Genomic DNA, 12402 nt, shown 5'->3' on the forward strand with positions numbered 1-12402 from the left:
CTCATTAAAATTATCGCAACATTCTTTCGTGTCGCAATAAGCTTGCATCCCTGCTTGCTAGCAAAAAATAGAGACAAAAAGCCTGTTTTAATCTATCTCCAATCTTGCTTTGTCAACGCGCCAATTCTCCAGTGTGATAACGATCACTGCATAACGTGCTTTATCGATTATTTATTTGATCGCCAGCACGCCGTGAAATCAGGCGCTGAGTCGCGACTGGTGTTTGTATTTAACTTCGGTATAACGTTGTCGTAACGATAAGGGCGGGCAAACGCTTTCTGTAAAAACAAATCGCGATAATTAAATTCTGATTCCGGCTGAAGTAATTAGCAGTCTGTAACTGACCGAAATAAACGGCCTGTAACGGTATTATCTTAAAACCAGATGGAACAGCTATGTATAACAAAACGAACCTGCAAAATCCGCAGCGCATGCGGCTGATTACTCTCGTCTCAACAATTGGTGGATTGTGTTTTGGTTATGATACTGGGGTTATTTCCGGCGCACTGATTTTTATGAAGTATGATTTAAATCTAACCCCAACGCAGGAAGGTTTTATTACTTCATTCCTGTTATTCGGTGCGGCGCTGGGTTCATTGTGCGGCGGCTATTTATCCGATAAACAAGGGCGACGTAAAAATCTTTTATGGGTGGCGGCAATATTCATGCTCGGCGCATTAGGCACCGCGTTTGCCTGGGATGTGCCATCGATGATAGTGGCGCGCTTTGTGTTGGGATTAGCGGTGGGTTGCGCATCGGTAACGGTGCCGATTTATATTTCTGAACTGGCGCGCGCCGATCAGCGTGAAAAGATGGTCACCGTTAATGAACTGATGATCGTTACCGGACAATTTCTTGCTTATTCGGTCAATGCCGCCATCGTTAATCTTTATCCAGAAATGCAACACAACTGGCGCATTATGTTAGCGATTCCCGCTTTACCCGGCGCGCTATTGTGGATTGGCATGTTAATGATGCCGGAATCACCGCGCTTCTTTATTCGTCGTGGTGAAACCGATAAAGCCGTCAAGGTATTAAAAACCTTGCGACTGCCGGAAGAGGTCGATCGCGAAGTCAGAGAGATTCAGCAAATTGTGAAAGCCGACGCGGTGAAATTCAATTTGCTCGACGAGTTGAAGCATCGCTGGGTGATTCAACTGGTGCTGATTGGCTTAATGATTGTGCTGGCTACGCGCGTCACCGGCGTTAATACCATCATGTATTACGCGCCAACCGTACTTAAAGCCACCGGATTGGGTGATGCGGCGGCGGTAACCGGCGCTGTGGCGAACGGCATTATTTCGGTGCTGGCAACGCTGTTGGGGATGGCGCTAATCGGCAAACATTCGCGCCGCCGAATGTTCTTCACCGGGCAGGCGGGCGTCACGTTGAGTTTGGTCGCCATTGGTTTGGCATTTAACTACTTTTTCCACACCGAAACCGTCAACGGCGTTGAAAGCTTGCACGCCAATTTCGCCAACGCACCTTACGTTATTCTCGGCTTGATGCTGGTTTTCCTGGTGTTTATGCAAGGCTGGATTGCCCCGGTATTTTGGTTGATGTTGGCAGAAATTTATCCGTTAAGAATGCGCGGTGTCGGCATGGGCTTTGCGGTATTTGGTTTGTGGATATTTGATTTCATCATCCAATCGATCTTCCCGTTCCTACTTAATCATTATGGCGGCGGCATGACATTTGGCTTCTTTGGTGCCAGCAACGTCATCATGCTTATTTTGTTGGTGAAATATCTGCCGGAAACACGTGGCCTAACATTAGAGCAAATCGAAAAGAAATTTCGTTTTTAATTACTGAGGATATTTAAATGACTGTCAAAATTGGCTTAATTGGTCTGGGCATGATTGGTCGCGATCATCTGAAACGATTCCAGCAGGTGATTTCCGGTGCGCAGGTCACGGCGGTTTGCGATATTAATCGCGCGGCGGCAGATGCCATCGCCAGCGAATATCATGCCACGGCGTTTTATGATGCCGAAGAAATGATTAATTCTGAATTAGTCGATGCGGTATTTATTTGCTCAATTGGACCGGTACATAAAGCGCAAATTCTGGCGGCGTTTAATGCGGGCAAGCCGGTATTTTGTGAAAAGCCGCTGACGCCAACCGCGGATGAATCACAGGAAATTATTGCGGCAGAAGTGAAAGCGGGAAAACGGCTGCTGCAGCTCGGCTTTATGCGCCGTTTTGATCCCGGCTATCAGGCGCTAAAACAAACGTTGGACAGCGGAGAATTGGGCGAAGTGATGTTGATTCACTGCGCACACCGTAATCCTTCAGTGCCAGACAGCTATACGCTGGAAATGGCGATTAACGATTCTGCCACGCACGAAATCGATATCATTCGCTATCTACTCAATGAAAACATCACCTCAGTACGCGTGGATAAACCGGGTAAAAAGACGCGTCGCGCCTTGCCACATCTGCAAGATCCACTGATCGTGATTTTTGAGACCGAATCGGGTGTGCGCATTGACGATGAGTTGTTTGTGAATTGCCATTACGGCTACGACATTCGTTGCGAAGTGATTGGCGAAGAGGCAATTGCGGCTTTAACCGAGCAACAAACCATCAGCACGCGTTCGCGCCACGGCAATGCGCATCATATTGCGCAAACCTGTATGGAACGTTTTGCCACCGCCTACGATCGCGAAGTGCAGCATTTCGTGGATAACGTTAAAGCCGGGAGTGAAATGAGCGGGCCATCATCGTGGGACGGCTATGTAGTGGCGTTGGTGTGCGATGCCGGTTTAGCTTCGCTAAAAGACGGCGAAAAACATCGGGTAGCTATTCCTGAACAACCGGCGCTGTATCGCTAATTCATTTCCATTGCGAGTCAGTAAGGAAATAAATAATGGTGCAATTAACAGCAGAGGCTTTGCATTTGCAATGCGAGGCCGCGAATAAAATTGAAGCAATTCAGCTTGCGGCGCATGCGTTAGAAAAAGCCGGCTATGTGAAATCCGGTTTTTTACACGGCATGCTGACGCGCGAAAAAAACGTATCGACCTATATTGGCGCCGGTATCGCCTTTCCACATTGCGCGAAAGAGAATATCGATCAGGTGATTAAAACCGGATTTCAGGTATTTCAGTTTCCGCATGGCGTCAGCTGGGGAAATGGCAAAGTGGCGTTTGTAGTGGTGGCTGTTGCCGCGACCGCGAATGAACATATTCAGGTACTAACGGATATTGCAGACTTATTGGGTGATGAAGTGAAAACCACCTTATTAGCTAACGCGACCAATAAACAAGAATTTATTGAGCAATTTACCAAAGCGTAATTTTCTCCGAGGAATATAGATGAAACTTGCATTGTGTACCGACGTTCTGGCGGATTTATCGTTTACTGCGATGCTGGATAAAGTCAAAGCTTACGGTATTAACGGCGTAGAGATGACGGCTGGCGGTTGGTCGCCATGCCCGCATGTGCAAACAGAAGCATTATTGGCTTCACCGGAAAAACTGGAGCAATTCAAAAAAGAGCTGGCCGACCGCGATATGCGCATCGTCGCCTTGAACTGTTCGGGCAACCCGTTGGCGCCGGGTGCATTGGGCGAGGCTCACAGCCACAGCAGTTATCGCACCGTCGAATTGGCCGCCAAACTGGGTGTGAAGAAGATCGTGATGATGAGCGGTTTGCCGGGCGGCGGGCCGGAAGATAAGGTGCCGAACTGGATCACGTCAACCGTTTCATGGCCGGATTACATGCCGGGCGTAATCGATTATCAGTGGAATCAGGTGGCGATTCCGTGGTGGAAAAAGTTTGTACAGCACGCCAAACAGCACGGTATCCAGCAGATCGCATTAGAAGAGTTCCCAAGCCAGTTGGTGTACAACCCATCAACGCTGCTGCGCCTGCGCAATGCGGTGGATGAGATGATTGGCATCAACCTTGATCCGTCGCATCTGATTGCGATGGGCGCCGATCCGATTGCGGCTGCGCGCGCGCTGGAAGGTGCGGTGTTCCATGTGCATGGCAAAGATGCCCGTATCGAACGCGGTTTGGCGGATATCGATGGATTGATGGAATATCAGCCGGTAACCAACACAAAAACCCGCACGTGGAATTATGTGGCGGTGGGTTGCGGTAAGGATCTGAAGTGGTGGAAGGAGTTTTTCTCGGTGCTGCGTATGACCGGCTACGATGGTGATGTGTCGCTGGAAATGGAAGATCTCACCATGAGCGTGGAAGCGGGATTGGAAACTTCAATTGAAGCGTTAAATGCCACCTTGAGCCGATAATAAACTGCCGGTCACCATAAATGGCGACCCTACAAAACCTTGCCTCGTCGTAGGGTCGCCATTTATGGTGACCGATGTGCCGGTGCGCAATAATGCGCACCTTACATTTACAGCGTTAATCTGCTGGCTTATCCAATCCAGCCTCTGTCAATGTCGCCCTCAGACGAGGCAGGCTTTGCGGGTAATTTTGCTGAACAAACTCAATCATTTTTTCTCGCACATGGCAGCGTAAATCCCAGGCTGTAGGCGAATTTTGTGCGGTCATCAATAAACGAATGGTCATGGTTTTATCTGTGGTGTCCGTCACCTGCAGCACCTGAGTTTGTTGATCCCACAACTTGGTTTCACTGAGCACTTTTTCAAAATGCTTGCGCAATGGTTCCAAAGGCATGGAGTAATCAAGGTAGAGAAACACCGAGCCCAATATTTGCGCGTTATTACGCGTCCAGTTCTGGAAGGCATTTTCTGTAAAGTAGGTAATGGGTAGTACCAGGCGTCGCAGATCCCAGATACGCACCACCACGTAAGTAAGGTTTATTTCCTCAATCCAACCCCACTCATTTTCAACTACCACCGCATCATCAATTTTAATCGGTTGCGTAAAGGCAATCTGAATGCCTGCAAACAGGTTAACCAGCGACTTCTGCAAGGCAAAGCCAATGATGATTCCCGCCACGCCAGCACCGGCAAGGATCGTCGTGCCGAATTTTCGTACACCAGGAAAGCTCAGCAAAATCAGTGTCAGGCAAAAGGAGACCAGAATGACAATCGCGACCTTTTTAACGTAGATGATTTGCGTGCGAATTTTACGCGCACGAAGATTATTAGACAGGTTGATGTCATAGCGGATAAATAACATATCCTGCGCGACATTCGTCAGGCGAATTAAAACGGAACACAATGACAATATAATAAATATGTTCAGCGTAGTAATAATAAAGGAGAGCGAGTCTGGGCTAACATTGACGTAACTTACCCCGACATTAATCAGCAGTAAGGGAATGAATAAAAACATCGATCCGCGCAAATGTTTTTCAAGTGATTTGAAGAGCTTCCTATCACGATTCTGCCAGTAGCGGATAAAGCGTAAGAGCAGGAATCGGGCGAGAAAACCCACGATTAAAGAGAGGGTGACGAGCAATACAGCAGGCACCCAAGTTGGAGCGCCAGATAACTCACCAAAAATTAACGGCATTATTTCTCCTTATATTGTGCTAACAATCTGTGATTGTCAGATAAGTCTCAAAAAATCCGCAATCGATAACCTCTCGGTTATCTAAGGATGACAACATCTACCGCTAATAGTTTATGAAAGATTGAGCTGACTGGTATTGTTAACGCATAAAAAAATGGAAATAAGTCTGATGGTCCAATAGGAAAATATTTTTTCAATAGGAAGGGCTACCACTTTACTTTCAAGGATGCAGGCAAAGGAAGGAAAAAATCTTGGGTGGAGGGTGTGGTTAATCTTTAATCCAAGATGCACGTCAGCACTGCGAATATTTTTGATGCTTTCCGTGTTTGATCTGTTGACCATCAACCATGACAGCCGTTAGTGGCGATTTTTCTTCCAGTAGCGCCAGGATTTAAACGAAAGTAGCGGAGGTTGGATAAAGGCCACAATCAGCATGGTGAGCAACAGCCCAATGCCGACTGATAGAGCATAGAGTCGGTCATGGGTAAACAGTACCCAAAGAAATACTGCGATACAGGCCAAATTGATCCAAAGAACAACCTTAAATCGGTTCGCAAGGCTTTGAATGGCTTCACCCAGCGTACCGCCATAGCTATCCACATTATTACGAATCTTTTTCAGATCGGAAGCTGTGAATCCAGCTCTGTGTAATGCTTCCTCACTCACTTTCATTGCTTTTGAGCCCTCATTAACGAATCAACCCACGCAGGTATAGAAGATTATTTTGACCTAATCGACTCTGTGATCTGGCTAACAGAGCGCCTTTGGTGCGGTTCAAGCTATGATGATGTTTATCTGATTTACTTCTTCAGCACCATCAATAAGGCCAAGCGCAATGAACGTGGAACGGTTTGAAATCAACGTGCCAGATGAGGAAATTGCTGATCTACATCTGCGACTGAAAAACACGCGCTGGCTTGAAGATCTCAACGCAAACGTGAACGAAGGGATTAGCCACGCTCTTTTAAAACGCGTGGTGAACTACTGGGCGGAAGAGTTTGACTGGCGTGAGCAGCAAAGGCGGCTTAATGCCTTTAGCCATTTTAAAGCCAACATCAACGGTCACAGCATTCACTACATTCACCAGCGTGGAAACGGGCAGAACCCGATGCCGCTTATACTGACGCACGGCTGGCCTGGCTCATTTGTGGAAATGTTGTCACTCATTCCTTTGCTGACCGATCCCGGCGCTTATGGCGGGGACCCGGCTGATGCCTTTGATGTGGTGATCCCGTCATTGCCAGGCTATGGATTTTCATCTATTCCCACGGAAAAGGGCACTGGCTCATACGAAGTGGCCGCGCTATGGAAAGCACTTATGAATGGATTAGGGTACCAGCGATTTGGCGCGCAGGGCGGTGATCTGGGGGCGGGTGTTTCGACGTGGTTGGCGTACCGATATCCGCAGGCGGTTACGGGCATTCATCTCAATTATATTCCGGGCTCCTATGCTCCTCCGCTTAGTGCCACTGAACCGCCAGTGACGGAACAAGAGCAAAAGTATCTGGATTATGTTCAGACGTGGAGTAATGAAAATGCGGCCTATAGCCGGTTACAGAGCACCAAACCGCAGAGTCTTGCTGCCGGTTTAAATGACTCGCCAGCGGGTTTGGCTGCCTGGATAACGGAGAAGTTTGCAGCATGGTCAGATAACCATGGAAACCTCGAAAGTGCTGTACCGCTTGATGTCTTACTGACGAACATCTCCCTGTATTGGTTTACGCGGACTATCGGCTCATCATTCAGAATGTACGTTGAGGGCAAAGCCAGACCAGCCGCCTTCAAAAGCGGTGAGCGTGTTTACCCGCCGCTGGGGGTCGCCTTATTTCCTGCTGAACTTCCCCTGCCACCACGTTCGTGGGTGGAGCGTGGTTATAACCTGACGCACTGGGAATCTATGCCTGCTGGCGGGCACTTTGCTGCACTTGAACAGCCACAGATTTTGGCCGCCGATATTCGAAAATTCTTTCGGCCTTTACGCAAGTCATGATCGATTCAGAACGGGAAGGCGCTTTTAACAACGCGATTAACAAGTCTCGCGTTTAAGGCGAACGCTTTTAAATTTTCAGCGCAGCAACGAGGGTGGCTTCCATATTCGCTGGGGTGGACATCGGTGCAAAACGTTTAAGCGGTTTACCATCGCGTCCGATCAGGAATTTAGTGAAGTTCCACTTAATTCGCCCACCGAGCACGCCAGGCAAGGCATGTTTCAGATAACTAAATATCGGGTGCGTTGCGCTGCCGTTGACCTCCACTTTCTCGAACATTGGGAAGCTCACGCCGTAATTCACGTAGCAGGTTTGCGCGATTTCGTCGGCACCGCCAGGTTCTTGCTTGCCGAATTGATTGCAGGGGAATCCAAGCACCACCAAACCTTGGTCGGCATACTTCTGGTAAAGCGCTTCAAGGCCGGCGTATTGTGGCGTGAAACCACAATGGCTGGCGGTATTCACCACCAAAATCAGCTTGCCAGCGTAATCACGCATTGAGATCGACTGGCCATCCAGGCTGGTGGCCGAAAGTTCGTAAAATGCCGTCATGTTGAAATCCTCACTGCAGAATCAATTCGAAAGCGATGCAATCTAGTGCGTCGATCCTACTTACTATTGTGCATTTCTCCACTCATACTTGATTTGAAAACGTCATTTACGTATGGCTTTTGTTTAAGATCCATTTATTATATTAATAATCAACGTAACTATGAGTTATCGAATTAATGTAACGTTGCGTGATTGTTAACTATCAATAGATTTACCGTTACTACCAATAATAAATGCCGTTTTCACCACCGCTTTGCGGGGGTTTTGAGTAATGTCACTAATCAGGGATATACCATGAGTGCTTCGCATGACCTGCCTTTCGGCGAGGTCCAACTGTCACGTCGTAGAGTGCTGCTCTCCGGCGTGGTGATCGTGGCTGCTGGTCTCGTTACCTCAGCCTTACCGCGTTTTGCTTTTGCTGACTCATCTAAAAACTTCATTCCTTTCATGCAGCTATCGCGCCTGTTGGTCAATCATCAACTCGATGATGCGGTAGGCCAGCGCATGCTGGCGTTACTGGAACTGGAACAGCCGACACTAATGGAAAATCTCAATCATCTGTTAGCGATTGCCAAGGCAAATAACGCGCAGATCGTTGAGGATTTCTTCCCAGCGATTCCGCAGGGTGTGTTGCAGGATCTGGCGCACAAAATCATCTTTGGCTGGTACACCGGTTGCCTTGAGCCTAAGCGCTCGGCGAAGGCATTCGCCTATGAACAGGCGCTGACCTGGCACACCACGCTGGACGCCATCACCATTCCATCGTATGGCATCAGTGGTCCTAACAACTGGCAGCGCGCCAACACACCGGTTCTTCCCGTACCGCAATTCTGACCTGAAAGAAGAAGATAATTATGGCAGCCCCTTCACAATCACCTGTGGTGATCGTTGGCACCGGCGTGGTCGGTGTGGTGATCGCAGAGCAACTGTTGGACGCCGGAATTCCGGTATTGATGTTAGAAGCCGGTCCGCGCGTTTCGCGTGCCGAAATCGTGGAAAATTACCGCAATCTGCCGCTGGCGGCGAAAGGCAACCCGATCGAGTGTTATCCCTCGCGCGATTGGGCGCCGCATCCGGAACCGGCGGGCGCAGGCAAAGGTTATCTGCAATTAAGCGGAGTCGATTCCTATGCGCAAAGCTACGTGCGTTATGCCGGTGGATCGACCTGGCATTGGGCGGGTACCTGCTGGCGTTTGACCCCGGCCGATATGCAACTGCATACCCGTTACGGCGTTGGACGCGACTGGGCGTTTGATTACGACACGCTGGAGCCGTATTACGCGCGCGCGGAATACAAACTCGGCATCTGTGGCCCAGACGATCCTGCGTTGCAATGGCCGCCGCTGCGTTCCAAACCTTATCCGATGCCAGCGCTGCCATTTGGTCCCGGCGAAGCGCGCTTTACCGAAGTGGTGCGCGAAAAACTCGGCTTGCACAACATTCCTACCGCGCAAGCGCGTAACAGCGGCACGTCGTATGACGATCGCCCGGCGTGCTGCGCCAATAACAATTGCGTGCCGGTGTGCCCGGTTGGCGCGAAATATGATGGTGCTACCGCGCTGTCACGCCTCGAAGCCAAAGGCGCTACTATCCTCGATAACGCGGTGGTGTGGCGCATTGAAACCAACGCCAGCAACCAGATCGAAGCGGTGCACTATTACGATCAGCACAAGCAAACCCATCGCGTCAGCGGCAAGTTGTTTATCGTCGCCTGTAATGGTTTAGAAACGCCAAAACTGCTGCTGATGTCGGCGGACGCACGTAATCCAAATGGTCTCGCCAACAGCTCGGATCAAGTCGGCCGCAATATGATGGATCATCCGCAAATCACCATGACGGTGACGCTGGATGAACCTTATTGGGCGGGCGTTGGCCCGGTGGTGAACAGCGGCATTATGGAAACCTCGCAGGGCGATTTCCGCTCGGAGCATGCGGGCGCTTATTTCCGCTTTAACAACTTTGCACGCAATCGCTTCGTCACCTTCGGCGCATTGGAAAAAGGCCTGGTCGGTAAAGCGTTGGATGAAGAGATCCGTCGCATGACCGCCTGCACCGCCGATATTGTGCTGGCACATGAAATCCTGCCAGACGCCAATAATCGTCTGACACTCAGCGATAAGAAAGATTGGCTTGGCTTGCCGAAACCGGCGATTCACTATGACGTGGGCGATTATGTGCGCCGCTCGTTGCAAAACTATTCGATGCCAATTGCCAACCGCATTGCCGAAGCGATGGGCGCCACCGAGAAAAAATTCTCCAAACAGTTCAATCAGAGCAAACACATCATGGGCGGCACCATCATGGGCAACGATCCGGCCAATTCGGTGGTGGATAACGAATGTCGTGCACACGATCACCGCAATCTGTTCCTGCCAGGCGGTGGCGCGATGGCGAGTACCGCTTGCGGAAACAGCACGTTGACGATGGTCGCTCTGGCATTTAAAGCCGCAGATGCGATTGTTAAACAAGCGCAGGAGGCGTGATGATGTTGCAACTTAAACACCTCGCGCTGGCCTTGGCTCTGGCAACCGGCGCGGCCCATGCTGCGGATGATGCGTTGATTAAGAAGGGCGAGTATCTGGCAGTGGCGTCGGATTGCACCGCATGTCACACCACGGAACATGGGCAGCCGTTTGCCGGTGGCAAAGCGATTGAATCGCCGGTTGGTGAGATCATCGCCACCAACATCACGCCATCGAAAACCGCCGGTATTGGCAACTACAGCGAGCAGCAGTTTGCCGCGGCGCTGCGCAAAGGCGTGCGCGCCGACGGTGCTAATCTCTATCCGGCGATGCCGTACACCGCGTATGCCACGCTGACCGATGACGATGTGCATGCGCTGTATGCCTATTTCATGTCTGGCGTAAAGCCGGATGACCAGTCGACGGCGCAGACGCATTTGCCATTCCCGCTCAACCTACGTTTCTCGATGATGTTCTGGAACGCGCTGTTCCTGAAAGCGCCGGGTTACACGCCAGATACCACGCAAAGCGACAGCTGGAATCGCGGCCGTTATCTGGTGGAAGGCGCGGCGCACTGTAGCACTTGTCACACGCCGCGTGGTTTCCTGATGCAGGAAAAAGAGAGCGAAGCTTTCACCGGTGCGCAGGTTGGGCCGTGGTTTGCGCCGAACATCACCGCCAACAAAGTCAGCGGCATTGGGCAATGGTCGCAGCAGGATTTGATCACTTATCTGCAAACCGGTCGTTTAGCGGGCAAAGCGCAAGCCGCGGGCAGCATGGCAGAAGCCATCAGCCACAGCTTCCAGCATCTTTCACATGATGATGTGGCGGCGATGGCCGAATATATGAGCAGCGTTGCGGATAGCAATGCACCTGCCAGCGGCGCATCACGTTTTGAACAAGGCAAAGCGGCTAACAATTTGGTGGCATTTCGCGGCCAGCCGTTTAACGCGGCAGTGAGTGATGAAGGCGCGCGTTTGTTCTCCGGTAACTGTGCGTCTTGCCACGGCAGCAGTGGGCAAGGCACGTCGGATGCGTTCTATCCGAGCCTGTTCCACAACAGCGCCACAGCGGAAAACAATCCATCCAATTTGATCGCCACGATTCTGTTTGGGGTGGAACGCAAAACCCAGCAGGGCGATGTGTTTATGCCGCCGTTTGGCGCCCAGCCGAATGCGCTTAATCATCTTGATGATCAGCAAGTCGCGACCTTGTCGAACTGGATTTTGCACCATTACGGCAATGTTGACGTGACGGTGTCACCCAAGCAGGTGGCGGAAATCCGTCGCGGCGGGCCATCCTCACCGTTGGTGTTGATGGCGCAGATCGGCGTCGGCGCGGGCGTGCTGGTGGTGATCGTGCTGCTAGGTTGGTTGCTGTATCGCCGTAAACGTTAATTTCTAACGGGCGCAGATTGTTGCGCCCAATCTCTACGCAGGAAAATTACCATGACGCACTATTCACGCCGCCGCGTGTTGAAGCTGGTCGGGCTGGTGACTGTCGCCAGCGCTGCCGGACAGCTTCTGCCGTTGCCGCGTTTACGCGCTGCTCAACCTGACGCGCCTGTTGCCGGTCTTGATGACTTGATGCAGGTTTCGCGATGGTTAACGCAGCAAGATAGCCTCAATCTCACCGTGGGGCGCGCGCTGTTGCAGGCGTTGAACCAAACGCAGAAAGGCTTTATTGGCAGCTTGATGCAGCTAAAAACCTTGCTGCAAAGCCAGCCTGATTTGTTGCAGCAAGATCGTCTGAACTTTGCTGATGCCGACAGCGAGAAGTTGGCGAAAGTGATTTTAGGCGGCTGGTACAACGGCGTGGTCGGAAAAGGCCAGCACGCGCTGTACGTCACCTATGTGAATACGCTGGCGAATCAGCTGGTGGATGACAAATTAGTCCCGCCGAGTTTTTCTTACGGTGAATGTGGTAGCTGGGCGCAGCAGCCCTGAT

12 protein-coding genes are annotated in these 12402 nt (G+C 50.7%); 9 read left to right on the forward strand and 3 right to left on the reverse strand.

The features are described 5' to 3' along the window. Window positions 1–395 precede the first annotated feature (395 nt). The 4 genes from ABDW13_RS03745 to ABDW13_RS03760 are packed head-to-tail and all read left to right on the forward strand — an operon-like array spanning window position 396 to window position 4258. Complete coding sequence (locus ABDW13_RS03745) at window positions 396–1805, forward strand: sugar porter family MFS transporter (protein ID WP_343551070.1); 1410 nt, start codon at window positions 396–398, stop codon at window positions 1803–1805. A gap of 17 nt (window positions 1806–1822) precedes the next feature. Further along, window positions 1823–2833: a Gfo/Idh/MocA family oxidoreductase gene (locus tag ABDW13_RS03750; RefSeq protein ID WP_343551071.1), complete on the forward strand. Its 1011-nt coding sequence runs from the start codon at window positions 1823–1825 to the stop codon at window positions 2831–2833. Window positions 2834–2868: 35 nt separating this feature from the next. Next, window positions 2869–3297, forward strand: coding sequence for a PTS sugar transporter subunit IIA (locus ABDW13_RS03755; protein ID WP_343551072.1), 429 nt, complete (start codon window positions 2869–2871; stop codon window positions 3295–3297). Window positions 3298–3316: 19 nt separating this feature from the next. Next, entirely contained in the window at window positions 3317–4258 is a 942-nt protein-coding gene (locus ABDW13_RS03760; protein ID WP_343551073.1) for a sugar phosphate isomerase/epimerase, read from the forward strand. 115 nt (window positions 4259–4373) lie between these two features. Here the strand turns inward: ABDW13_RS03760 and ABDW13_RS03765 are convergent, their stop codons facing one another. Next, the gene (locus ABDW13_RS03765; protein ID WP_343551074.1) at window positions 4374–5453 is read right to left on the reverse strand and encodes a mechanosensitive ion channel domain-containing protein; all 1080 of its coding nucleotides are present in this window, start codon (window positions 5451–5453) and stop codon (window positions 4374–4376) included. Between the two features lie 357 nt (window positions 5454–5810). Beyond that, entirely contained in the window at window positions 5811–6125 is a 315-nt protein-coding gene (locus tag ABDW13_RS03770) for a hypothetical protein (RefSeq protein ID WP_343551075.1), read from the reverse strand. A 163-nt stretch (window positions 6126–6288) separates the two neighbouring features. Between ABDW13_RS03770 and ABDW13_RS03775 the strand changes: the two genes are divergently transcribed. Further along, the gene (locus ABDW13_RS03775; RefSeq protein ID WP_343551076.1) at window positions 6289–7443 is read left to right on the forward strand and encodes an epoxide hydrolase family protein; all 1155 of its coding nucleotides are present in this window, start codon (window positions 6289–6291) and stop codon (window positions 7441–7443) included. A gap of 67 nt (window positions 7444–7510) precedes the next feature. Here the strand turns inward: ABDW13_RS03775 and ABDW13_RS03780 are convergent, their stop codons facing one another. After that, window positions 7511–7993, reverse strand: coding sequence for a glutathione peroxidase (locus tag ABDW13_RS03780; RefSeq protein WP_343551077.1), 483 nt, complete (start codon window positions 7991–7993; stop codon window positions 7511–7513). 294 nt (window positions 7994–8287) lie between these two features. On the opposite strand from ABDW13_RS03780, the gene ABDW13_RS03785 reads away from it, so the two are divergent. From ABDW13_RS03785 to ABDW13_RS03800, 4 genes are read left to right on the forward strand one after another with little or no spacing between them, the layout of a single operon-like run. Then, window positions 8288–8827: a sugar dehydrogenase complex small subunit gene (locus tag ABDW13_RS03785; RefSeq protein ID WP_343551078.1), complete on the forward strand. Its 540-nt coding sequence runs from the start codon at window positions 8288–8290 to the stop codon at window positions 8825–8827. 20 nt (window positions 8828–8847) lie between these two features. Further along, on the forward strand, window positions 8848–10476 hold the full coding sequence (locus tag ABDW13_RS03790; RefSeq protein ID WP_343551079.1) for a GMC family oxidoreductase: 1629 nt from the start codon (window positions 8848–8850) through the stop codon (window positions 10474–10476). Continuing rightward, the gene (locus tag ABDW13_RS03795) at window positions 10476–11852 is read left to right on the forward strand and encodes a cytochrome c (protein ID WP_343551080.1); all 1377 of its coding nucleotides are present in this window, start codon (window positions 10476–10478) and stop codon (window positions 11850–11852) included. The genes ABDW13_RS03790 and ABDW13_RS03795 overlap by 1 nt, the downstream gene beginning before the upstream one ends. A gap of 51 nt (window positions 11853–11903) precedes the next feature. Beyond that, on the forward strand, window positions 11904–12401 hold the full coding sequence (locus tag ABDW13_RS03800; protein WP_343551081.1) for a sugar dehydrogenase complex small subunit: 498 nt from the start codon (window positions 11904–11906) through the stop codon (window positions 12399–12401). Window position 12402: the final 1 nt, after the last annotated feature.

It is taken from the genome of Pantoea sp. (assembly GCF_039594315.1).
Lineage (GTDB): Bacteria > Pseudomonadota > Gammaproteobacteria > Enterobacterales > Enterobacteriaceae > Pantoea.